Genomic DNA, 26,587 nt, shown 5'->3' with positions numbered 1-26,587 from the left:
CAGCACCTCGCCACTGAGCCAGCGCCGTTGCCACACTGCGTAATCGGTGTATTGCAGCGCCAGCGGCGGCAGCGGATCGTCTTCGCCACGGCTGAAGGCCTGATACAACGCCGCCAGCTCACGGGTCAGCACGCCCATCGACCAGCCATCGGCGATGATGTGGTGCAGCGTCAACAACAGCACATGATGATCATCAGCCAGACGCACCAGACGTCCGCGCAACAGCGCATCGTGCTGCAGATTGAACGAGGCGCAGGCCTGCTCTTCGATCAGACCGCGCAAGGCGTTGTCAGCCTGCGGGTGCTGACGCAAGTCTTCTACCGCCAGCAACAAACTGCTCTCGGCCGGCAGAATCAGCACCCGCGGCTGATCGTCGATCTGGCTGAAGCGGCTGCGCAGGGTTTCGTGACGCGCAACGATGCGTGCCAGTGCCCGTTGCAGCGCGTCTTCATCCAGCCGACCGCGCAGGCGCAGACCGACCGGGATGTTGTAGGCGCTGTGGCCGCCGTCCATCTGCGCCAGGAACCACAGGCGTTGCTGGGCGAAGGACAGCGGCAATACTTGATCACGCGGTGCCGGCAAAATCTCCGGCAAGGTGCTGCGCCCCGCCCGGCTCAGCACCTCGGCGACAGCGGCCAGCTCGGGGTTGGCGAACAACTCGGCCAGTGTCAGCTCGACGCCTAGTTGTTGGCGCACCTGCGACAGCATGCGCATTGCCAGCAACGAATGCCCGCCCAGTTCGAAGAAGTTGTCGTGACGACCGACCTGTTCGAGCTGCAGCAAGCCAGCCCAGATCCGTGCCAAATGTTGTTCCAGCGCCGAGATCGGCGCGACATACACCCGGCTGAGCAGCGCTGCCTGGGTCGGCGCCGGCAGCGCCTTGCGGTCGACTTTGCCGTTGTTGTTCAACGGCAGCACTTCCAGTTGCACCCACGCGCTCGGCACCATGTATTCCGGCAGTCGCGCCAGCAACTGCGCGTGCAGATCGGCGCTGTCCAGGCGCCCGGCGTGCGCGGTGTAGTACGCCACCAGACGCGTGATGTCCTGACCATCGCGGCGCGCCAGCACCACGGCTTCCTTGATTCCTTGGCAGTTGAGCAGGCGGTTTTCGATTTCGCCCAGCTCGATACGGAAACCGCGAATCTTCACCTGATCGTCATTGCGCCCGATGCAATCGAGCTGCCCCGGAGCCAGCCAGCGTGCGAGGTCGCCGGTGCGATACAGCAACGCGCCCGGTTGCTCGCTGAACGGATCCTGCAGGAACTTCTCGGCGGTCAGCTCCGGGCGATTCAGATAACCCAGCGCCACGCCTTGCCCGCCGATGTACAACTCGCCGGTCACGCCCATCGGCACCGGTTGCTGGTGCGCGTCGAGCACATACACCTGGGTGTTGGAGATCGGCGCGCCAATCGGCACGCTCTCGGCGTTTTCCGCCACTTCACGCACTTCAAACGTCGTGGCGTAAGTGGTGGTTTCGGTCGGGCCGTAGCAATGCACGATGCGCAACTCTGGCGCCTCGGCCAGCAGTCGACGGAACGCTGCCGGATCGCCCCGTTCACCGCCACACAGCAGAATGCGCAGGCCTTTCAGCGCCTGCGGAATCAACTGCACGTACTGGTTGAACAGCGCAGTGGTGACGAACAGCACAGTCGCCCCGGAGGCGCTCAATTCATGGCCGAACGCGTTCGGATCAAGCAGGGTCTGGTGATCGATCACCACCACACGCCCGCCGTTGAGCAGCGGTCCCCAGATGTCCATGGTGCTGGCGTCGAACGCCGGGTTGGAGGCGAACACCACGCGGTCCTGCGCATTGAAATCGGCGTAGCCGTTGTTCAGCACCAGGCGGCCGATGGCGCGGTGCGGCACCATCACGCCTTTCGGCGTGCCGGTGGAGCCGGAGGTGTACATGATGTACGCCAGCGACTCCGAGGACTGCGCCAGATTCGGGTTGTGCGTCGGTTGGCCGCTGAGGGTCAAGCGGTCGAGGTCGATGCGTGGCGCAGCGTAGTCGATGACTTCACTGCTGAGGGTCAGCAACGCCGCCGCGTGACAGTCTTCGACCATGAACGCCTGCCGCTCGCTCGGCGCATTGATATCCAGCGGCACATAGGCCGCCGCGCACTTGGCAATCGCCAGTTGCGCCACCAGCAATTCCAGCGAGCGCGGCAACAGGATCGCCACGTGGTCGCCCGGCTGCACGCCCTGGCTGATCAAGTGATGCGCCAGACGGTTGGCCTGGGCGTTCAGTTCAAAGTAGCTCAGCGAATGCTCGCCATGCACTGCCGCCACCGCCTTCGGATGCGCCGCTGCCTGCTGCTGGAAAATCCCGTGCACGGTCAACGTCTGCGGGTATTCGCGTGCGGTGGCGTTGAACTCGTAGAGCAAGCGCTGACGCTCTGGCTCGGTGAGTAACGCCACCCGCTCCAACACCGTCTGCTCATCGCTGACCATCGCCGCCAGCAGGCGCTGCAGGTAGCCGACATAACGCTCGACGGTCGCTTGATCGAACAACGCCGTGGCGTACTCCAGCGATCCGCGAATCACCCCGTTGACCTCACCCAGGGTCAGGGTCAGGTCGAACTTGGCCACCTGGCCCGGCGCGGCCACACCTTCGAGGCGCAGATCGCCCAACGCCAGGTTCGGCCCGACGTTGCTGTCCCAGCTCAGCGTGCTCTGGAAGAGCGGGCTGTGCGCCAGACTGCGCGCCGGCCGGGTGATTTCCACCACTTGCTCGAACGGCAGATCCTGATGCGCCTGCGCCTCCAGCGTGCGCGCCTTGACCCGTGCCAGCAGCGTGGCCACGTTCGGTTCGCCCGAGGTGTCGATGCGCAGGGCCAGGGTGTTGACGAACATGCCGATCAGGCCTTCGATCTCGGCCCGGGTGCGGTTGGCCACCGGCGAGCCGATCACCACGTCGGACTGCCCGGACAAACGACTCAGCAACAGCGACCAGGCACTCATCAGGGTCATGAACAGGGTCACACCGTGCCGCTGACTCAGGGCTTTGAGCCCGGCGCTCAGGCGCTCGTCCAGCCGTACTTCGACGCTGCTGCCGGCAAAGTCTTGCTGTGTCGGACGCGGACGATCGGTGGGCAGGGTCAGCAACGCCGGCGCGCCGTCGAGGGTCTGCTGCCAGTAATCGCTCTGGCGCTGCAGCACTTCACCGCTGAGCCAGCGCCGCTGCCACACGGCGTAGTCGCCGTATTGCAGCGCCAGTGGTGGCAACGGATCCGGTTGCCCGTGACTGAAAGCCTGATACAGCGCCATCAGTTCGCGGGTCAGCACGCCCATCGACCAGCCGTCGGCGACGATGTGATGCACGGTCAGCAACAGCACATGATGCTCGTCAGCCAGACGCAGCAGGCGACCGCGAATCAGCGGATCGTGCTGCAGATCGAAGGCAGTCGCGGCTTCCTGCGCGAGCAGTGCCTGCACCGTGGCTTCGGCCTGTGGATCCTGGCGCAGGTCTTCCACTTGCAACAGCAGACCGCTATCGACCGGTGCAATCGTCACCTGCGCCTGATCGTCGACGCTGACGAAGCGGCTGCGCAGGGTTTCGTGGCGCGCAACGATCTGCGTCAGCGCGCGCTGCAAAGCTTCGACATCGAGTTGCCCGCGCAGGCGCAGGCCAAGCGGAATGTTGTACGCCGAATTGCCGCCGTCCATTTGCGCGAGGAACCACAGGCGTTGCTGGGCGAAGGACAGCGTGCCGTCACGCGGCACCGCTACGATCTGCGGTTGGCTACTGACCTGCGCTACGCAAAGGCATTCGGCGACCGCCGCCAGTTCAGGGTTGGCGAACAGATCAGCCAGCACCAGCTCCAGTCCCAGTTGCTGACGCACCTGCGCGACCATGCGCATAGCCAGCAGTGAATGCCCGCCGAGTTCGAAGAAGTGATCATGCCGGCCGACCCGCTCAACCTGCAGCACCTCGGCCCAGATCTGCGCCAGCGCGGTTTCCAGCTCACCTTGCGGCTCGATGTATTCGCGGGTGAATAGCGCAGTCAGGTCAGGTTTCGGCAATGCCTTGCGATCAACCTTGCCATTGGCGGTCAGGGGTAACGCGTCGAGCCGGACAAACGCCGCCGGCACCATGTACTCAGGCAATTGCGTGAGCAGGTGCGCGCGCAGATCAGCGACGCTTAACGATGCGCCCTGCTCGGTGTAATACGCCACCAACCGTGGCTGACCGGGTTCGTCCTCACGGGCCAGCAACACCGCATCCTGAACACCGGGGAGCTGATTGAGCCGGGTTTCGATCTCGCCCAACTCGATACGCACGCCGCGGATTTTCACCTGATCGTCGTTGCGCCCGAGGTATTCAAGCGTGCCGTCCTCGCGCCAGCGCGCAAGGTCACCGGTGCGGTACATACGTGCATTCGGCACGCTGCTGAACGGATCGCGCAGGAAGCGTTCGGCGGTCATCTGCGGACGGTTCAGGTAACCACGGGCCACGCCGGCACCACCGACATACAACTCGCCGATCACCCCCAGCGGTACCGGGCGTTGCCGTGCGTCGAGCAGATACACCGTGGCATTGCTCACCGGTTTACCGATATGCAGCACGTCGCCCGCCGCAATCAAACCGGAGGTGGCGACCACCGTAGCCTCGGTCGGGCCATAGTTGTTGATCACCCGGAACGGCTGGTTACGGTTGAACTGACGCAGTCGATCGCCGCCGATCAACAGGGTTTTCAGGGTTGGATGCGCCGGCTCCTGACTGAAGGCGTATTCGGCCACAGGGGTCGGCAGGAAGCTCACGTCCAGCGGCTGCGCCCGCCACCAGGCGAGCAACGCGTCGATGTCTTCGTTGCCGTCATGGTTTGGCGCCAGATGCAGCGTCGCGCCGCAGCACAATGCCGGCCAGACTTCCCAGGCCATGGCGTCGAAACCGAACCCGGCCAGGCTCGAGGTATGGCTGCCGGCGTGCAGATCGAAGGCCGCGCAGTGCCAGTCCACGAGATTGCTCAGCGTCTGGTGCTCGACCATCACGCCTTTTGGCAGACCGGTGGAGCCGGAGGTATAGATAACGTAAGCCAGGTGCTGCGGGGTCAGGGCCGGCAGCGACGGGTTGTCGATTGGCTCGTTTGGCCACTGGTGCAGATCAAGGTCGATCAGCGGCACCGACAATGCCGGCAGGCGTTCACGCAGATCGCTTTGGCTCAGCACCACGACGGGCGCACTGTCTTGCAGCAGATAGCTCAGGCGCTCCGCCGGGTGGGCCGGATCCACCGGCACATAACCGGCGCCGGCCTTGAGAATCGCCACCAGCCCGACCAGCGTATCAAGGCCGCGTCGGGCGACGATGGCCACGCGGTCGTCAGGCTGTACGCCCGATGCGAGCAGATGATGCGCCAGGCTGTTGGCCTGGCGGTTCAACTCGGCATAGCTCAGCGAAGCATCGGCAAACACCGCCGCCAGCGCCTGCGGTCGCTCAAGCGCTTGCTGCTCGAAACGCTGGGCAATCGTCAGTCCCTGTGGGTAATTGGCGCGGGTCGCGTTGAAGCTGTGCAACAACTGCTCGCGCTCCGCGTCCGGCAGGATCGACAGGTGCTCGAAACCTTGATGCGGCGCGTGCTCCAGCGCATCCACCAGCCTGTGCAAGGCGCATTGCAGATAGTCGCAGGTGCGCTGTGCATCGATACCGGCACCGGCCAGTGCGGTCAGGCTGAAGCCTTCGCCGAGATCGTCGACGCTGAGGGTCAAGCGATAGTTGCTGTGTTCCTCGGCCTCAAGCAATTGCATGCCTTGCCAAGCCGTTTGGGCCTCGGCAGAACCGCCCTGCGCCGAGGCACCATGACGATAATTGAACAACGAACTGAACAGCGGCGTGCTTGGCGCCATGGCGCTGCAATGCTGGATGCGCGCCAGTTGCGCGTGTTCGTGCTGCAGTAACTGACTGAGCCGTTGATGCGTCACCAGTGCCGCACCCTTGACGCTGTGCGCACGCAGATCGATGCGCAATGGCAAGGTGTTGATGAACACCCCGAGCGCGCGTTCGGCGCCCTCGCCGCCCTGCAAACGACCAAGCAATACCGTGCCGAACACCACGTCATCGCGACCGGACAACTGCCCCAGCACCTGCGCCCACGCCAGGTGCATCAGGCTCGCCGCGCTGACACCCAGACGCCGCGCCTGACTGCGCAGGTTGCGGCTCAGCGCGGTGTCGAGGCTCAACTGTGCCTGCGTGGCCAGCCCTTCCGGCGCCGGGTTCTGCCCGTAAGGCAAGGTTGGTTCGTCGACGTCACCGAGCATCTCGCGGAAGAACGCTTCGTGCGGCTGGTCGCTCATCCCCGACAGGGTGTGCGCCACGTAATTGCGATACGGCACCGGCTCGGCCAGACGTTGCGGCTGACCGATCAGGAACGCCTGCATTTCGTGTTGCAGCACCTCCAGCGCCACGTGGTCCATCACCAGGTGATGGAACAGCAACAACGCCACCACCCGCTGATTGGCGGCGTCCCACGCGTGCACCACGCGCATCAGCGGCGCCTGATTGACGGCCATGCGGTACTGCGCGGCGTCGAAGCGGCGGCGCAATTGCTCCAGTACATCGCCGTCCGAGCCATTCAGCTCCAGCGCTTCGCACGCCAGCGGCGCCTCACGCCAGACCACTTGCACCGGGTCTTGCAGCCCGTCCCAGAACAGCGAAGTGCGCAGGATGTCGTGGCGCTGGATTACGTTCTGCAAGGCTTGGGTGAAGCTGTTCAGGCGTTGCTCATCGGCAAACGCGAACTGCGCCTGCAACACATACGGATCGCCCTGTGCGGCGGACAAATGGTGGAACAGGATGCCGGTCTGCAACGGCGCCAGCGGGTAAATATCCTGCACGTTGGCCACACCGCCGGGGATGCTGGCGACGATGCGGTCGATGCTCGGCTGGTCGAGCGCTACCAGTGGCAGCAGCTCGGGAGTGATGCGTGTGCAGTCCGTGGTGATGAAGTTGGCCGCGACTTCGGCCTCCGGTTCACCGCCCACCGCAGCGGCCAGTGCGGCGAGGGTCGGCTGGTTGAACAGCACGCGAATGTCGGCCGTCAGACCGGCGCGGCGCATGCGCGCCACCAGATTTACTGCCAACAGCGAGTGGCCACCCAGTTCGAAGAAATGGTCGTGGCGCCCTACCCGCTCAACCTTGAGCAGGTCAGCCCAGAGCTGCGCGAGGGCGATTTCCACTTCGCCGACCGGCGCTTCATATGCACGAGCGGTCAGCGCCGCCAGATCCGGCGCCGGCAACGCCTTGCGGTCGAGTTTGCCGTTGGGGCTCAGCGGCAGTGCATCGAGATGCACGAATACGGCAGGCACCATGTAGTCCGGCAGGTTTTCCAGCAGATGGCTGCGCAGCACGTCGGTTTCCAGGCGTGCGCCGGTGTAGTACGCCACCAGACGCTTGTCCCCCGGCACGTCTTCGCGAGCCAGTACGGCGGCTTCCTGCACGCCATCGATCTGGGTCAGGCGTGCCTGAATTTCGCCGAGTTCGATGCGCAAACCACGGATCTTCACCTGATCGTCGTTGCGACCGAGGTATTCGATATTGCCGTCCGCCAGATAACGGGCGACGTCGCCAGTGCGGTACATCCGCCCATTGGCTTGGAACGGATCGTCGAGGAAGCGTTCGGCGTTCAGCTGCGGACGGTTCAGATAACCGCGCGCCACCTGTACGCCACCGATGTACAGCTCGCCGACCACGCCGTGCGGCACCGGTTGTAGCTGGGCATCGAGGATGTACATCCTGGTATTGGCAATCGGTTTGCCGATCGGCGTGTTGTCCGGTGTGCTTTCCAGCGGCCCGGCGCAGTTCCACGCGGTCACGTCCACTGCGGCTTCGGTCGGGCCGTAGAGGTTGTGCAGTTCGCTGCCCGGCAGTTGCTGTTTGAAGCGCCGCACCACGCTGCCCGGCAACGCTTCGCCGCTGCACATGACTTGCCGCAGGCTGGTGCAGCGTGCGGTTTCGGCGTGGGCGAGAAAGACGTCGAGCATCGACGGTACGAAGTGCAGCGTGGTGATGTGTTCGCGTTCGATGATTTCGCTGAGGTATTGCGGATCCTTGTGCCCCTCAGGTCGGGCCATGACCAAGCGGGCGCCAGTCATCAACGGCCAGAAAAACTCCCAGACCGAGACGTCGAAGCTGAACGGGGTTTTCTGCAACACCGTGTCGCTGGCGGTCAGTTGATAGGCGTCCTGCATCCACAGCAGGCGGTTGACCACCCCGCGATGTTCGTTGATCACGCCTTTTGGTTGGCCGGTGGAGCCGGAGGTGTAGATCACGTACGCGGTGTGATTCGGGGTCAGCTCATTGACATGCAGGTTTTCCGTTGGCAGCGACTGCCAGTGCGGCTGATCCAGGTCGATCACCGGCACCGAAACGTCACCGAGCAACGAACGCGTCGAACCCTGCACCAGCACCGCCAGCGGCGCGCTGTCCTCCAGCATGTAGGCCAGACGCTCCAGCGGATACGCCGGATCCAGCGGCACATAACCGCCGCCGGCCTTGAGGATCGCCAGCAGCCCGACCACCATGTCCAGACCACGCTCGACGCAGATCGCCACCCGCGCATCCGGCCCTACGCCCGATTCACGCAGATGCCGCGCCAGTTGATTGGCCCGGGCGTTGAGTTCGGCATAAGTCAGTGGCTGTTCATCAGCGACCACGGCGGGTGCCTGCGGCGAGCGCACCACTTGCGCCTCGAACAATCCGTGAATGGTCTGATCAAGGTTGTAATCGACCGCCGTGGCATTGAACTCGACCAACAAACGCTGCTGTTCCTCCTCCGCCAGCAGCGGCGCCTGTTCCAGCAGCGCCTGATCATTGCCGACCATCGCCTGCAACAAGCGCTTGAAGTAACCGACGAAGCGCTCGACCGTGCTCTGGTCGAACAACGCCGTGGCGTATTCCAGCGATCCGCGAATGATGCCGTTGGACTCACTCAGGCTCAGCGACAGGTCGAACTTGGCGAAGTGGCTCGGCTCGGCCACGCCTTCCAGCGTCAGTTCGCCGAGGGCCAGCGCCGGGCTTTCGAGACCATCCCAACTGAGCAAGGTCTGGAACAACGGGCTGTGCGCCAGGCTGCGCACCGGCCGGGTGATTTCCACCACTTGCTCGAACGGCAGATCCTGATGCGCCTGCGCTTGCAGGGTTTGCGCCTTGACCCGCGCCAGCAGCGCTTCGACGCTCAGCTCGCCCGAGGTGTCGATGCGCAGGGCCAGGGTGTTGACGAACATGCCGATCAGGCCTTCGATCTCGGCGCGGGTGCGGTTGGCCACTGGCGAACCGATCACCACTTCCGCCTGTCCGGACAAGCGGCTGAGCAGCATCGCCCAGGCACTCATCAGCGTCATGTACAGGGTCACGCCGTGGCGCTGGCCCAAGGCTTTGAGCCCGGCGCTCAAGCGTTCGTCGAGCACGACGGCAACGCTGCTGCCGGCATAGTCCTGCTGCGCCGGACGCGGCCGATCGGTCGGCAGCATCAACAGCGCCGGGGCGCCAGCGAGGGTCCGTTGCCAATATTCGCTCTGGCGTTGCAGCACCTCGCCGCTGAGCCAGCGCCGCTGCCACACCGCGTAGTCGGTGTATTGCAGCGCCAGCGGCGGCAGTGGATCCGGCTGGCCGTGACTGAACGCCTGATACAGCGCCATCAGTTCACGGGTCAAAACACCCATCGACCAGCCGTCAGAGATGATGTGGTGCAGGGTCAGCAACAGCACATGGTGATCTTCGGCCAACCGCACCAGTCGCCCGCGAATCAACGGATCGTCCTGCAAGTCGAACGGCCCGGAGGCTTCGCCCTGAATCAGCGCCTGCAGGGTTTCCTCGGGTTGCGGGTGCTGGCGCAGGTCCTCGACACGCAGCAGCAGACCGGTGTCCACCGGGGCGATCAGCACTTGCGCTTCGTCGTTGAATTGGGCGAAGCGGCTGCGCAGGGTTTCGTGGCGGGCCACAATGCGCGCCAGCGCGCGTTGCAGCGCCGCGTCGTCGAGACGGCCACGCAGCCGCAGGGCCACGGGAATGTTGTAGGCGGTGTTGGCGCCTTCCATTTGCGCGAGGAACCACAGGCGTTGTTGGGCGAACGACAGCGGCAACGCGCCGTCACGCGGGACCGGCACGATCTGCGGTTGCGCACAGCGTCCGGCCTCGTTCAGCACTGCCGCGACCGCCGCCAGTTCGGCGTTGGCAAACAGATCGCTCAGCGCCAGCTCGACACCCAGACGTTGGCGCACTTGCGAGACCATGCGCATCGCCAGCAACGAATGCCCGCCGAGTTCGAAAAAGTGATCCTGGCGCCCAACCCGCTCGACCTGCAGCACGTCGGCCCAGATCTGCGCCAGCGCGGTTTCCACCTCGCCTTCGGGCGCCGCGTACTCGCGGGTGAACAGCGCTGCCAGATCCGGCGCCGGCAAAGCCTTGCGGTCGACCTTGCCGTTGGCGGTCAACGGCAGCGCAGCGAGTTTGACGAACGCGGTCGGCACCATGTACTCCGGCAAACGGCTGAGCAATTGCGCGCGCAACTCGCCCACCGGCAGCGCTTCGACCTGCGGCTGCTCGGTGAAGTAGGCCACCAGGCGCGGCTGGCCGGGTTGATCTTCGCGGGCCAGCAGCACCGCTTCCTGAATCCCCGGCAACTGGTTGAGGCAGGTTTCGATCTCGCCCAATTCGATGCGCACGCCACGGATTTTCACCTGATCGTCGTTGCGCCCCAGGTACTCGATGTTGCCGTCCTCGCGCCAGCGTGCAAGGTCGCCGGTGCGGTACATCCGCGCGTTCGGCGCGCGGCTGAACGGGTCACGCAGAAAGCGTTCGGCAGTCATGTCCGGGCGATTCAGGTAGCCACGGGCAACCCCGGCACCGCCAACGTACAACTCGCCCGCCACGCCAAGCGGCACCGGGCGCTGCTGTTCGTCGAGCAGGTACACCGTGGCATTGCTCAGCGGTTTACCGATGTGCAGCGCGTCGCCGCTTTGCACCAAACCTGAGGTCGCGACCACTGTGGCCTCGGTCGGGCCGTAGTTGTTGATCACGTCGAAATGCTGGTTGCGATTGAACTGCCGCAAACGGTCGCCGCCGATCAACAACGTGCGCAGGGTCGGGTGTTCGAGGTTCTGGCTGAAGGCGTATTCGGCCACCGGGGTCGGCAGGAAGCTCACGTCCAGCGGCTGCGCGCACCACCACGCGAGCAAGGCATCGATGTCTTCGCCGCCCTCGTGAGTCGGCGCCAGATGCAGGGTCGCGCCCGCACACAACGCCGGCCAGACCTCCCAGGCCATCGCATCGAAGCCGAACCCGGCCAGGCTTGAGGTGTGACGCCCGGCACACAGGTCGAACGCGGTGCAGTGCCAGTCGACCAGATTGCTCAAGGTGTGATGCTCGACCATCACGCCTTTGGGCAAACCAGTGGAGCCGGAGGTGTAGATCACATAGGCCAGGTTTTCGGTACTCAGGCCGGGAACGCGCGGATTATGGGTCACGCCCTGCGGCCAGTTGCAGCGGTCGAGTTCGAGCACCGGCACGTTTAGCGCCGGCAGTCGCTCGCGCAGATGGCTTTGAGTCAGTACGGCGACTGGCGCGCTGTCGTCGAGCAGGTAGTTCAAACGCTCGGCCGGATGCGCCGGATCAATCGGCACATAACCGGCGCCGGCCTTGAGGATCGCCACCAGTCCGACCAGGGTGTCCAGCCCACGGCGGGCGACGATCGCCACGCGGTCATCCGGTTTCACGCCCAGGCCGATCAGGTGATGCGCCAAAGCGTTGGCCTGACGGTTGAGTTCGGCGTAGGTCAAATGCGCATCGGCAAACACTGCCGCCAGCGCCTCAGGCCGCTCGGCCACCTGCGCCTCGAAACGTTGCTGGAGGGTCTGTGCCGTCGGGAAATCCACATGGGTGGCATTGAAGTCGAGCAGCACCTGCGCAAGCTCCGCCGCCGGCAGGATCGGCAGTTGATTGACCGGTGTCTGCGGCGCCTGCTCCAGCGCAAGCACGAGGTTTTCCAGCGCGCAGTGCAGGTAGTCGCAGATACGCTGCGGATCGGTCTGGGTGCTGGCCAGCAGGGTCAGGCTGAAGGCGTCACCGAGGTCATCGACACTCAGGGTCAGCGGATAGTTGCTGCGCTCTTCGGAGTGCAACGTGGAGATACCGTCCCACGCCGCGAGGGTTTCGGCGCTGGCGGTGGCGACGTTGTGGCTGTGGCGATAATTGAGCAGCGTGCTGAACAGCGGCGTCGGCGCCACCACGTGACTGCAGCGCTGAGCCAGGGCCAGCGGTGCGTGTTCGTGACGCATCAGCGTGGTCAACCGGGCGTGGGTGGCGTTGACCGCCGCGCGCACGTCCTGCCCGTCGATGTTCACCCGCAACGGCAAGGTGTTGATGAAAATCCCCAGCGCCCGGTCAATCGCTTCGGCGCCTTGCATACGGCCCATCAGCACGGTGCCGAACACCACTTGCTGCTTGCCGGTCAGCGCGGCCAGCACCTGCGCCCAGCCGAGATGGAACAGGCTGGCGACACTGACGCCGAGCGACCGCGCCTGCGCCCGCAAACGCTGGCCCAATAGCGCCGCGACCGGCACGCTGAGTTCGACGATTTCGCTGCCGTCACCCTGCACGTCCTGCAGGCCGTAAGGCAGCGTCGGTTCGTCGATGTCGCTGAGCATCTCGCGGAAGAACGCCTCGTGCTCGGCCTCGCTGACGCCCAGACGCGCCTGCGCCACGTAGTTGCGAAACGGCACCGGGCGCCCGAGCCGTTCACGCTGCCCGGTGAGGCAGGCGCGCATTTCGTGGCGCACCACGTCGAGGGCCGAGTGGTCGAGCGCCATGTGATGGAACAACAACGTGGCGATCACCCGCTGCCCCGCTTCATCCCACGCGTGGGCCAGACGCATCAGCGGCGCCTGGGTCACGTCGAGGCGGAAGTGCCGGGCGTCGAAGCGCTCATGCAGAAACGCCAGAACGTCGTTGGCGGCATCTGGCAGCGTCACGTCTTCCACCGGCAGTTCGGCCCGGCGCCAGACCACCTGCACCGGCGCATCCAGCCCTGCCCAATGCACAGCGGTGCGCAGAATGTCATGGCGATCGATCACGCTTTGCAGCGCTTGAGCGAACGCTTGAAAACGCTCGCGGCTGGCAAAGGCGAAATGCGATTGCATGACATACGGATCACCGTCACCGCCACTCACGTGGTGATACAGGATGCCTTCCTGCAGCGGCGCCAGCGGGTAGATGTCCTGCACGTTGGCCGCGCCGCCAGGGACTTGTGCGACGAGGTGGTCGATGGTGGTTTGGTCGAGCTCGACCAGCGTCAGCATCGCCGGGGTGATGTGCGTGGTGCCCGCAACGATGCCGTTGGCCGGCACCTCGACCTGGCCGTGCTTGCTGGCCGAGTACTGCCCGGCCTTGATCAGTTCGATCAGCGCCGGTTTGTGCTCGCGCAACAGCGCCAGCAACGCCGGGTCGTTCAACGCCTGCTTGTTGCCATTGACCCGCAATTGGTCGTCCGCGACCGCCAGCTGAATATCCTTGGCCTTCAATGTGGCCAACAGTTCGATCACGTTCACAGGACGATCTCCATTCGTTCGGTAATTGCGGCGTAGCCGGCCAGGGTCGGATGTTCGAACAGCGACCTGACATCGGCTTCCATGCCTTCCTGACGCAAGCGGCCGATCAGACTGACCGCCAGCAGCGAGTGCCCACCCAGTTCAAAGAAATGATCGTGGCGCCCTACCCGCTCGACGTTGAGCAACTCGGCCCAGAGCCGTGCCAGGGTGATTTCGACTTCGCCGACCGGGGCTTCGTATTCGCGCACCGGCAATGCGGCCTGATCCGGGGCCGGCAGCGCCTTGCGGTCGAGTTTGCCGTTGGGGCTCAGCGGCAATGCATCGAGATGCACGAACAGCGCAGGCACCATGTAGTCCGGCAGATGCTCCAGCAAGTGGCTGCGCAGCACGTCGATTTCCAGGCGTGCCCCGGTGTAGTACGCCACCAGACGCTTGTCGCCGGATGCATCTTCGCGGGCGAGCACGGCGGCTTCCTGAATGCCGTCGACCTGGGTCAGGCGCGCCTGAATCTCGCCGAGTTCAATGCGCAAACCACGGATCTTCACCTGATCGTCGTTGCGGCCCAGGTATTCGATATTGCCGTCCGGCAGATAGCGGGCGACGTCGCCGGTGCGGTACATCCGCCCATTGGACTGGAACGGATCGGTGAGGAAGCGTTCGGCGTTCAGTTCCGGGCGATTCAGATAACCGCGCGCCACCTGCACGCCACCGATGTACAGCTCGCCGACCACGCCGTGCGGCACCGGTTGTTGCTGGGCATCGAGGATGTACATGCGGGTGTTGGCGATCGGTTTGCCGATCGGTGTGTTGTCCGGGGTGTTTTCCAACGGCCCGGCGCAGTTCCACGCCGTTACGTCCACCGCGGCCTCGGTCGGGCCGTAGAGGTTGTGCAGTTCGCTGTCCGGCAGTTGCTGTTTGAAGCGCCGCACCACGCTGCCCGGCAACGCTTCGCCGCTGCACATCACTTGCCGCAGACTGCTGCAACGTGCGGTGTCAGCGTGAGCGAGAAACACGTCGAGCATCGACGGAACAAAGTGCAGCGTGGTGATGTGTTCGCGTTCGATGATTTCGCTGAGGTACTGCGGATCCTTGTGCCCCTCGGGCCGGGCCATGACCAGTCGGGCGCCAGTCATCAACGGCCAGAAGAACTCCCAGACCGAGACGTCGAAGCTGAACGGGGTCTTTTGCAGCACCGTGTCAGTGGAACTCAGTTGGTAAGCGTCCTGCATCCACAGCAGGCGGTTGACTACCCCGCTGTGTTCGTTGATCACGCCTTTCGGTTGGCCAGTGGAACCGGAGGTGTAGATCACGTACGCGGTGTGCTGCGGGGCCAGTTCGGCTATCGCAAGATTGTCTGTCGGCAGCGCTTGCCAATGCGGCTGATCCAGGTCGATCACCGGCACGCCAACGTCACCGAGCAACGAGCGCGTCGTTCCCTGCACCAGCACCGCCAGCGGCGCGCTGTCCTCCAGCATGTAGGTCAGACGCTCCAGCGGATACGCCGGATCCAGCGGCACATAACCGCCACCGGCCTTGAGGATCGCCAGCAGCCCGACCACCATATCCAGACCACGCTCGACGCAGATCGCCACCCGCGCATCCGGCCCTACGCCCAATTCACGCAGATGCCGCGCCAGTTGATTGGCCCGGGCATTGAGTTCGGCATACGTCAGTGGTTGTTCATCAGCAACCATCGCCGTTGCCTGCGGCGAGCGCGCCACTTGCGCCTCGAACAAGGCGTGAATGGTCTGCTTAAGGTCGTAATCGACGTCCGTGGCATTGAGGCCGAACAGCAACTGCTGGCGCTCGGCATCCGCCAGCACCGGCAGGCGATTCAGGGCCTGCTGCGGTGTCTGCTCCAGCGCTTCGACCAGCCCCGCCAACGCCTGCTGCATGTAGCCACACACCCGCGCCGCGCCAATCTGTGAAGGGGTCATCGCCGTAAGGTCAAAGCCCTGCCCCAGGTCATCGACGTTGAAGCTCAGCGGATAGTTGGTGCGCTCCTCGCTGGACAGGTTTTCGATGCCTTGCCAGGCGAGACGATTGGCCTGCAACTGTTCCTCGCTGACGCTGTGCCGGTAGTTGAGCATGGCGCTGAACAGCGGCGACGGCGCGGCGACCCCGCTGCAACGCTGGGCCAATGCCAGTGACGCATGTTCATGGCCGAGCAATGCGGTCAGTTGCGCATGGGTGGCGCGCACCCCGGCACGCACCGAAACATCGCCCAGATCCACCCGCAGCGGCAGCGTGTTGATGAACATTCCCAGACCTCGATCAGCGCCGGTACCGCCCTGCATCCGCCCAAGCAGCACGGTGCCGAACACCACGCGCTCATGTCCGGAGGTTGCCGCCAATACCTGAGCAAACGCCAGATGGAACAGGCTCGCGACGCTCACGCCCATCTGCCGCGCCTGGCTGCGCAGGCGCCGCGCCAAGGCTTCGGGCACGCGCTGACGGACTTCTTCGATATCATGGCCGTCACCGTGCACGTCCAGTAGACCGAACGGCAGCGTTGGCTCGTCGATCTCGCCGAGCATCGCGCGGAAGAACGCTTCGTGTTCCTGCTCGCTGACACCCAGCCGGGTCTGCGCCACGTAGTTGCGATACGGCACGGCCGTCAGCAGTGCTTCGTCGTGACCAAAGAGGATCGCTTGCATTTCCTCCTGCACCACGGCCAGCGCCGTGTGGTCCATGGCGATGTGATGGAACAGCAGCATGGCGACCACCCGCTGGTTGGCCGGATCCTGCGCGTACACCAGGCGAATCAGCGGCGCCTGACTGAGGTCGATGCGGTAATGACGCGCGTCGAAACGCTCATACAACTGCGCCAGAACATCACCGCCCGCCGGATCGAATGCAACCTCCTGAAGCGGCAGCTCGGCTTCACGCCAGACCACTTGCACCGGCGTCGCCAGCCCTTCCCAGACCACTCCGGTGCGCAGGATGTCATGGCGAGTCATGACCAGGCGCAGCGCAGCGGCAAAGGCCTGCAAGCGTTCAAGGCTGTCGAATGCCAGGCGCGATTGCAGCAGGTATGGATCGCCCTGCGCGGCGCTCAAGTGGTGATAAAGGATGCCTTCCTGCAACGGGGCCAGCGGATAAATATCCTGCACGTTGGCGGCACCGCCTGGCACCGTGGCAACCACGCGCTCAATGGCTGGCTGATCCAGTTGCACCAGCGTCAGCATGTCTGGAGTGATGTGCGTGCAACCGTGCGGAATCAGGTTGGCCGGCACCGCAACTTCGCGACCGCTGCCGACGGCGGCGGCCAGCGCGGCAAGGGTTGGCTGACTGAACAGTACGCGCACGTCGGTGCTCAGGCCGAGCTGACGCATGCGCTCGATCAGGGTCACCGCCAGCAACGAATGCCCGCCCAGTTCGAAGAAGTTGTCGTGACGTCCGACCTGTTCGACCTGCAGCACCTCGGCCCAGACCTGCGCCAGCGCAGTTTCCACCGGCTCTTGCGGCGCTGCGTATTCGCGGCTGAGCCAGGCGTCCTGATCCGGTTCGGGCAAGGCCTTGCGGTCGAGTTTGCCGTTGGCGGTCAGCGGCAGCGCCTCAAGCCGGACGTAGGCTGCCGGCACCAGTGCCTGCGGCAGACGCGCTTGCAGATGCGCACGCAGCTCTTCGATATCGACCGCTGCGCGGGCAGTGAACCAGGCGATCAACCGCGCCTCGCGCACCAGCACCACCGCGTCCTGCACCGCCGCATGGCTGGACAGCGCGGCTTCGATTTCACCCAGCTCCACCCGCACGCCGCGCAGTTTGACCTGATCGTCGTTACGCCCCAGGTACTCGATATTGCCGTCAGCCAGCCAGCGCGCGAGGTCGCCGGTGCGGTACATGCGCGCCTGCGGTTCGTCACTGAACGGGTCTTCGAGGAAGCGTTCGGCGGTCAGCTCGGGACGGTTCAAATAACCACGGGCGACACCCGCGCCACCGACGTACAACTCGCCCGCCACGCCAACCGGCACCGGGCGTTGCTGTTCATCGAGCAAGTAAACCCTGGCGTTGCTCATTGGCCGGCCGATGTGCAGCAATTGCCTGGCACGGATTTGCCCGGAAGTCGCGACCACCGTAGCCTCGGTCGGGCCGTAGTTGTTGATCACGGCAAAGGTCTGCTCACGCGGGAACTGGCGCAACTTGTCGCCCCCGATCAACAGCGTACGCAAGGTCGGATGCGCCAGCTCACGACTGAAGGCGTATTCGGCAATCGGCGTCGGCAGGAAGCTCACCTGCAACGGCTGTGCGCGCCACCAGTCGAGCAGCTCATCGAGGTGTTCGTTGCTGATCGACGGCGGCGGCAGGTGCAGGGTCGCGCCGACACACAGCGCCGGCCAGACTTCCCAGGCCATCGCGTCGAAACCGCAACCGGCGACGCTGGCGGTGTGGCTGCCGGCATGCAGGTCGAACGCCTCGCAGTGCCAGTGCACAAGGTTTTCCAGGGTCGCGTGTTCGACCATCACGCCTTTCGGCTGGCCGGTCGAACCCGAGGTGTAGATCACGTAAGCCAGATGCGCCGGGGTCAGCGTCGGCAGTTGTGGATCTGTCTCCGCCAGGTGCTGCCAGAGGTTCTGATCCAGATCGATCACCGGCACCCGGCCCAGCAGCTCGCGGGTCGAGCCCTGCGCCAGCACCGCCACCGGATCGCTATCCTGCAACAGGTAGGCGATGCGCTCCGCCGGATACGCCGGGTCGACCGGCACATAACCGGCGCCAGCCTTGAGAATCGCCAGCAGCGCCACCAGCATCTGCGGGCTGCGTGGCAGGCACACGGCAATCCGGTCGTCCGGCTGCACGCCGAGGCCGAGCAAGTGATGTGCCAAGCGATTGGCCTGCTGATTGAGTTGCGCATAGGTCAGCTGTTGCGTGCCCTGCACCACCGCCAGTGCCTGCGGCTGCTGCGCGGCCTGCACTTGCACCAGTGTCTGAATCGTTGCACCGCGCGGATAGGCCGCTGCGGTCGGATTGAAACCGACCAGCAAGCGCTCGTATTCATCGACCGAGAGAATCGGCAAACGGTTGAGCGGACGCTGTGGCGCCTGCTCCAGTGCGTGCAGCAGATGCTCCAGCGCGGTGTGCATGTAGCTGCAGATGCGTTGCGCGCCGATCTGCGTCAACGCCAGCACGGACAGGGAAAAGTCTGCGCCGAGATCGTCGACGCTGAGGGTCAGCGGATAGTTGCTGCGCTCTTCGCCGCCGAGCAATTGCACGCCTTCCCAGATGCCCTGACCGTCACGCGGCTGCGCCTCGGCGACGGTATGCCGGTAGTTGAGCAGTGCGCTGAACAGCGGCGCGCCGGACACCGCGCTGCAGCGCTGGGCCAGCGCCAGTGGCGCGTGTTCATGGGCCAGCAGCGCGGTCAGTCGTGCGTGGGTAGTCTTGACCGCAGCGCGCACGCCTTCGCTGACATCCACCCGCAGCGGCAAGGTGTTGATGAACACGCCCAGGGTGCGATCCGCGCCCTCGCCGCCCTGCAAGCGACCCAACAGCACCGTGCCGAACACCACGTCGCGGCGGTTGGCAAGTACCCCCAGCACCTGCGCCCAGGCCAGGTGCATCAGGCTCGCCGGGCTGACACCCAACTGCCGCGCCTGTTCTCGCAGGCGCAGGGTCAGCCCGGCATCGACGGCTTGCTGCGCCTCCTCGATGTCGCCGCCATCGCCTTGCACGTCATGCAGACCGAACGGCAGGGTCGGTTCATCGATATCGCCAAGCATGTCGCGGAAGAACGTTTCGTGCTCCTGCTCGCTGGCCCCCAGACGCGCCTGCGCCACGTAGTTTCGGTACGGCATCGGCGTGCCGAGGCGGTCGGCCTGATCGAACATGAACGCGCGCATCTCTTGGCCCACCACTTCCATGGCGGTGTGGTCGAGGATCAAGTGCTGGAACAGGATGATCGCCACCACCCGTTGCTGCGCCGGGTCTTCGGCGTAGACGATGCGCATCAGCGGCGCCTGGCTCAGGTCGAGGCGGTTGTGCCGGGCATCGAAGCGCGCGTGCAACTGTTCAAGAACGTCGCCCTGCGCCGGATCCAGCGGCACCGCCTGCACCACCAGCGGCGCCTCGCGCCACACCACCTGATGCGAACTCGGCAAGCCTTCCCAGACCACGCTGGTGCGCAGAATGTCGTGACGGGCGACGACATGCTGCAAGGCTCGGCTGAAGGTGCGCAGACGCTCCACGCTGTCGAAGATCAACCGCGATTGCAGCAGATACGGATCGCCCTGTTCGGCGCTCAAGTGGTGGTAAAGAATGCCTTCCTGCAACGGTGCCAGCGGATAAATGTCCTGCACATTGGCCGCGCCACCGGGCACGGTGGCGACGATGCGCTCGATGCTGGCCTGATCGAGCTCGGTCAGGCTGAGCATGTCCGGGGTGATGCGGGTGCAACCCGGCGGGATGCGGTTGGCCGGCACTTCAATTTCGCGACCGCTGCCCACAGCGGCGGCGAGTGCGGCCAGGGTCGGCTGATTGAACAACACGCGCACGTCAGCCGCGAGGTCGATCTGGCGCATGCGTTCGATCAGGCTCACCGCCAACAACGAATGCCCGCCCAGTTCGAAGAAGTTGTCGTGACGACCGACGCGCTCGACGTTCAGCACGTCGATCCAGATCTGCGCCAGCGCAGTTTCCACCGCACCTTGTGGCGCTTCATATTCGCGGCTGAGCCACGCGTCCTGCTCCGGCTCCGGCAAGACCTTGCGGTCTATCTTGCCGTTGGCGGTCAACGGCAGCGCATCGAGACGCACGTAAGCCGCCGGCAGCAGCGCATCCGGCAAGCGTGCCTGCAAATGCGTGTGCAACTGCTGAATATCGACCGCCGTGCGCTCGGTGAACCACGCAATCAGCCGTCCATCGCGAACCAGCACCACCGCCTCTTGCAGCGCCGCGTGGGTGCCGAGCGCGGCTTCGATTTCACCGAGTTCGATACGCACGCCACGCAGTTTGACCTGATCGTCGTTGCGCCCCAGGTACTCGATATTGCCGTCGGCCAGCCAACGCGCCTGATCGCCGGTGCGGTACATGCGCGCCAGCGGCTCGTCGCTGAACGGATCGAAGAGGAACTGCGCAGCGCTCAGCTCGGGGCGATTCAGATAACCGCGCGCCACGCCCGCCCCGCCGACATACAACTCGCCCGACACGCCCACCGGCACCGGGCGCTGCTCGGCGTCCAGCACATAGATTTTGGCGTTAGCGATCGGGCGGCCGATATGCAGCGGCTGATCCAGCTCGACCCGCCCCGAGGTGGCGACCACCGTGGCTTCGGTCGGGCCATAGTTGTTGATCACTGCGAAAGTTTGTTGGCGACTGAACTGACGCAGTCGGTCGCCGCCGATCAGCAGCGTGCGCAAGGTCGGGTGCTGCAACTGCCGGCTGAACGCATATTCGGCCACCGGTGTCGGCAAGAAGCTGACCTGCAACGGCTGCGCGCACCACCAGTCGAGCAACTCGTCCAGATGTTCATTGCGGATCGACGGCGGCGGCAGATGCAAGGTCGCGCCGACACACAGTGCCGGCCAGACTTCCCAGGCCATCGCATCGAAACCGAAGCCGGCGACGCTCGCGGTCTGGCTGCCGGCCCGCAAATCGAAGGCTTCAGCGTGCCAGTGCACGAGGTTTTCCAGGGTCGCGTGCTCGACCATCACCCCTTTCGGTTGACCGGTGGAGCCGGAGGTGTAGATCACGTAAGCCAGATGCTTCGGCGTCAATGCCGGCACTTGCGGATTGGCATCCGACAGGTGCTGCCAGAGGTCGTTGTCCAGTTCGATGACCGGCACGCCACCGAGCAGATCGCGAGTCGATGCCTGCGCCACCACCGCCACCGGGGCGCAGTCCTGCAACAGATAGGCGATGCGTTCCGGCGGATATGCCGGATCAACCGGCACATAACCGGCGCCGGCCTTGAGAATCGCCAGCAGCGCCACCAGCATGTCCGGACTGCGCCGGGCGCACAGGGCCACCCGGTCATCGGGCTGCACGCCAAGACCGATCAGGTGATGCGCCAGGCGATTGGCCCGCTGATTGAGTTCGCCATAGCTCACCTGCTGCGCACCTTGCACCGCCGCCAATGCCTCGGGGTGCGCGGCCGCCCGGGCCTCGAACAAACGCTGCACGGTTTGTGCCGGCGGGAAGTCGCGACCGCTGATGTTAAAGCCGACCAGGACCCGCTGCCGTTCGCTCGGCGACATCACCGAAATCTGTCGCAGCGGTGTGGCCGGGTTGTGCTCCAGCGCCGTCAGCAGATTGTGCAGCGCGGTCTGCAAGTAATCGCAGACCCGCGCACCATCCACCTGCGGCACCGCTTGCACGCTCAGGCGGAAACCAGTGCCGAGGTCATCGACGCTGACCACCAGCGGATAGTTGCTGCGCTCGCGCGAGCTGAGAATCTCGATCCCGTCCCAGGTCACACCTGCCGGTTTGGTCGCGCTGTGGCGATAGTTGAGCAAGCTGCTGAACAGCGGCAGCGACGCGGCAACACCGCTGCAACGCTGGGCCAGCGACAGCGAGGCCTGCTCATGCGCCAGCAGTTGCGCCAGTCGCTCATGGGTGGCGCGCACGCCTTGCTCCACCGCCGTCGCGCCGACGCTGACCCGCAGCGGCAAGGTGTTGATGAACATGCCGAGTGCGCGATCGGCGCCCTCGCCGCCCTGCATGCGCCCGAGCAGCACGGTGCCGAACACCACCTCTTCGCGCCCCGAAACCTGCGCCAGCACCTGGCCCCAGGCCTGATGCACCAGACTGGCGGCGCTGATGCCGAGGCGGCGCGCCTGCTCGCGCAAGCGCTCGGCCACGCCGGCATCCAGCGCCTGCTCGCTGTCGACGATGCTGCTGCCATCGCCATGCACGTCCTGCACACCGAAGGCCACGGTCGACTCGTCGATGTCGCCGAGCATGTCGCGGAAAAACGCTTCGTGCGCTTGGGTATCGGCCTGCTGTTGCGCCTGCGCCACGTAGTTGCGGTACTGCACCGGCATCGGCAAATCGGCGCCGCTCGGGTACAGGCTGTCGTTCATTTCCGCGAGCAGCACTTCCAGTGCGGTGTGGTCGAGGACGATGTGGTGCAGCAACAGGATGCCGACCCAGCGCTGCTGTTCACGGTCTTCGGTGTAGGCCAGACGCATCAGCGGCGCCCGGCGCAGGTCGAGGCGGTAGTGCCGTGGATCGAACCGCGCCTGCATCTGCTCCAGCACATCACCCTCAAGCAGGTCGGCATCGACCCGTTCCAGCGCCAGCGGCGCCTCGCGCCAGACCACTTGCACCGGCTCTTCAAGCCCTTCCCAGACCACGCTGGTGCGCAGAATGTCGTGGCGTGTGATCACCGCGTTCAACGCACGGACGAAGGCCTTGATCTGCGCCAGTCCGGCGAAGGCGAATTGCGCCTGCAGCACGTAGGGGTCACCGGCGCTGGTCGCCAGATGGTGATAGAGGATCCCCGCCTGCAAAGGTGCCAAGCCGTAAATGTCCTGCACATTGCCGACGCCGCCGGGCACAGTGGCGACCACGCGGTCGATGGCGGCCTGATCCAGCGTGGCCAGCGGCAGCATGTCCGGGGTGATGCGCGGGCAATCGGCGGCAATCAGATTGTCCGGCACCCGCAGGGCGTGACGGTGACTCAGGGTCGCCGCCAGCGCCGCGACGCTTGGCTGACCGAACAGCACGCGCACGTCGCACTGCAAGTCGTGCTGGCGCATGCGTTCGATCAGTTTCACCGCCAACAGCGAATGACCGCCGAGCTCGAAGAAATTGTCGTGCCGCCCGACCTGCTCGACACCGAGCAGGGTCTGCCAGATTCCGGCGATCAGGGTTTCCACCGGCCCCAGCGGAGCTTCGAAGCCGCGCCGGGCGAACGCATCGCTGTCCGGTTGTGGCAAGGCTTTGCGATCGAGTTTGCCGTTGGTGGTCAGCGGTAAAGCGTCGAGGCGCACAAACGCGCTTGGCACCATGTAGTCGGCCAGCGATTGCAGCAACGCGTCGCGCAATTGCGCGGCGCTCGGTTCAGTGCCTGCGGCGGCCAGCCAGTAGGCGACCAGACGCTTGTCACCGGGGCTGTCTTCGCGAGCGATCACCAGCGCTTCGCGCACACCGGCGCAGGCTGCCAGGCGAGCTTCGATTTCACCGAGTTCGATGCGGAAACCACGGATCTTCACTTGATCGTCGTTGCGCCCGAGGTATTCGAGGCTGCCATCCGCTGACCAGCGCGCCAGGTCACCGGTCTTGTACAGTCGCGCCTCGGCACGGCCGCTGAACGGGTCGGCGATAAAGCGTTCAGCAGTCAGCGCTTCACGATTGAGATAACCCCGGGCAACCCCGGCGCCGCCGACGTACAACTCGCCGATCACGCCGGCCGGCACCGGCTCGCGCTGCGCGTCGAGCACGTACAGTTGCAGGTCGGGAATGCCCACACCGATCGGGCTGCGCCCGACCAGCAGCGCGTCCGCTGCCTCCAGTGGCCGATAGGTCACGTGCACCGTGGTTTCGGTGATGCCGTACATGTTCACCAGCCGCGTACCGGCATTGCCGACCCGCGCGTACCACGGTTTGAGCAGGCCCGGTTCCAGCGCTTCGCCGCCGAAGATCACTTCGCGCAACGAGTGCTGCAGCGGGCTGCGGCCCTGCGCGGTGATCAACTGGCGGAAGGCGCTCGGCGTTTGATTGAGCACGGTGACGCCAGTGCGGCACAGCAGCGCGTAGCAGTCGTCCGGTGAGCGGCTGACGGCCTGCGGCACCAGCAGCAACTGGCCGCCGAACGCCAGCGCGCCCCAGATTTCCCACACCGAGAAATCGAAGGCGAAGGAATGGAACAGCGCCCACACATCTTGCGGGTTGAAGTTGAACCAGTCGTGGGTCGCGGAAAACAGGCGCGTGACGTTGCGGTGTTCGACCATCACGCCTTTGGGCAGCCCAGTGGAGCCCGAGGTGTAGATCACGTAGGCGAGATGACTCGGACTCAGCTCGGGAATCTGCGGATTGCTGCTGAGTTCAGCCTGCAACTGCACGCTGTCCAGATCGATGCTCGGCACGTTGAGCGCGCCAACCCGATCCAGCGTATCGGCCTGGGTCAGCACCGCCACCGGGGCGCTGTCCTGCAGGGTGTAGGCGATGCGCTCCAGCGGATACGCCGGGTCGATTGGCACATAACCGGCGCCCGCCTTGAGGATACCGAGCAGGCCGATGAGCATTTGCGGGCCGCGCTCGACACAGATCGCCACGCGCTGATCCGGGCGAATCCCCAGCGCCAGCAGGTGGTGCGCAAGCTGGTTGGCGCGGCGGTTGAGCTCGCCGTAGCTCAGCGTCTGCTCCTCGAACAGCAGCGCTGTGGCCTCCGGGCGTGCCGCCGCATGCGCTTCGAACTGCTGATGGATCAACGGCGTTTCCGGGAATTGCGGCAACGGCGAGTTGACCCCGTGCAGCAGGTATTCGCGCTCGGCCGCCGGCAGGATATTCAGGCGTTGCAGCGGTGCATCCGGGGTCGATTGCAAGGCCTGCAGCAGGCTGTGCAACGCGGTGTGCAGGTAAGCGGCGATGCGTTCGGCACCCAGCGCCGCATCCGCCAGCGCATTGATGCGCAAGTCTTCGCCGAGGTCGTCGATGTTGATCGTCAGCGGGTAGTTGGTGCGCTCGCGGGCGCCCAGCACTTGCACGCCAGGGGCCAGTTCGCTGACCTCGGCGATCTCTTCGCTGCTGCTGTGGCGATAGTTGAGGATCGCGCTGAACAACGGCGTCGGCACCGCCACCGCACTGCAACGTTGGGCCAGTGCCAGCGAGGTCTGTTCATGGCCGAGCAACGCAGTCAGGCGTCGATGGGTGGCCAGCACCCCGGCACGCACGCCGTCCGCCCCGACATCCACCCGCAGCGGCAAGGTGTTGATGAACATCCCCAGCGCCTGTTCGCCGCCCTCACCCGCCTCCATCCGCCCCAGCAACACGGTGCCGAACACCACAGCGGTGCGCCCGGACAACTGGCCGAGCACCCGCGCCAGCGCCAGGTGCATCAGGCTGGCGACACTGACGCCGAGCTGACGCGCCTGGCCACGCAGTTGCCGGCTGAAATCGGTGTCGAGCATCAGCAAGGCTTCTTCGATGCCTTGGCCATCGCCCTGCACATCCTGCAGACCACAGGGCAAGGTCGGCTCGTCGATGTCGGCGAGCATCTCGCGGAAAAACCCTTCATGGGATTTTTCGTCCAGGCCCATGCGCGCCTTGGCCAGGTGATCACGGTACGGCACCGGCGGCCCGACCTGCGCGGTCTGGCCCAGCAGATGCGCGCGGGTTTCACGGCGCACCACGTCGAGCGCGACGTGGTCCATGATCAGGTGATGGAACAGCAACAGCGCGACCACGCGCCCGTTGGCCGGATCCATGGCGTACACCAGACGCAGCAGCGGCGCCTGCTGGATGTCGAGGCGGAAGAACCGTGGGTCGTGGCGCTCCAGCAGTTGCGTCAGGACATCCGCGCCCGGGTCGAGGGCGATTTCTTCGCAGTGCAGACGAGCCTGCCGCTGCACCACTTGCAGCGGTTCGTCCAGGCGTTCCCAGACGAACGAGGTCCGCAGAATGTCGTGGCGTTCGATCATCCACTGCAACGCCTCGGCGAAGGCCTCCAGACGTTCGCGGCTGTCGAAGGCGAACCGCGCTTGCGACACGTAGGGGTCACCGGCGGGTGCCGACACGTGCAGATAGAGCATGCCTTCCTGCAGCGGCGCCAGCGGGTAAATGTCCTGCAGGTTGGCGGCGCCGCCGGGTACTTTGGCGACCAGGCGATCGATGGTCGGCTGATCCAGCGTCACCAGCGGCAGCATGTCCGGGGTGATGCGAAACGCCGGGCTCAGCCAGTCGCCACCGTTTTGCGCGACCAGTTCCAGCAACTGCGCCTTGTGTTCGCTGAGGCTGTCCCACAACGCATCGTCCAGCGCGTCGTCGCTGCCCAGAATGACCAGGTCTTCATCTTCCTGTTGAAGGCGGATCGCATGGGTGGAAAGAACAGCCATCAGTTCGCTGAAATGCATGGGATAACCTGCTGTAAATACGAGAAAAAGGAGCGCGC

2 protein-coding genes (1 of these 2 running past the window's edge) are annotated in these 26,587 nt (G+C 65.0%); both read right to left on the bottom strand.

Annotation, left to right across the window (positions count from 1 at the left end):
* A protein-coding gene (locus tag AB1J88_RS04935) for a non-ribosomal peptide synthase/polyketide synthase (protein WP_430290383.1) crosses the window boundary here: on the bottom strand, nucleotides 1-13,539 show its 5' portion. Its footprint begins 4,284 nt before the window's first position; only the first 13,539 of its 17,823 coding nucleotides appear in the window; it begins with the start codon at nucleotides 13,537-13,539; its stop codon lies beyond the left edge, outside the window.
* Nucleotides 13,536-26,549 carry an amino acid adenylation domain-containing protein gene (locus tag AB1J88_RS04930; protein WP_430290382.1) on the bottom strand — a complete coding sequence of 4,338 codons (13,014 nt, stop codon included), beginning with the start codon at nucleotides 26,547-26,549 and terminating at the stop codon, nucleotides 13,536-13,538. Before AB1J88_RS04930 ends, AB1J88_RS04935 begins: the two co-directional genes overlap by 4 nt.
* Between the last annotated feature and the right edge of the window lie 38 nt (nucleotides 26,550-26,587).

Origin of the sequence: Pseudomonas sp. S8, assembly GCF_050473925.1 — a bacterium.
GTDB lineage: Bacteria > Pseudomonadota > Gammaproteobacteria > Pseudomonadales > Pseudomonadaceae > Aquipseudomonas > Aquipseudomonas parakoreensis.
Note: the sequence above shows the minus strand (reverse complement) of the source record. Positions and strands in the feature narration are given on the sequence as shown.

Excerpts from the sequence above, each read along its gene's own strand:
- AB1J88_RS04930 (WP_430290382.1), bottom strand. The coding sequence starts at position 26,549 with ATGCATTTCAGCGAACTGATGGCTGTTCTTTCCACCCATGCGATCCGC.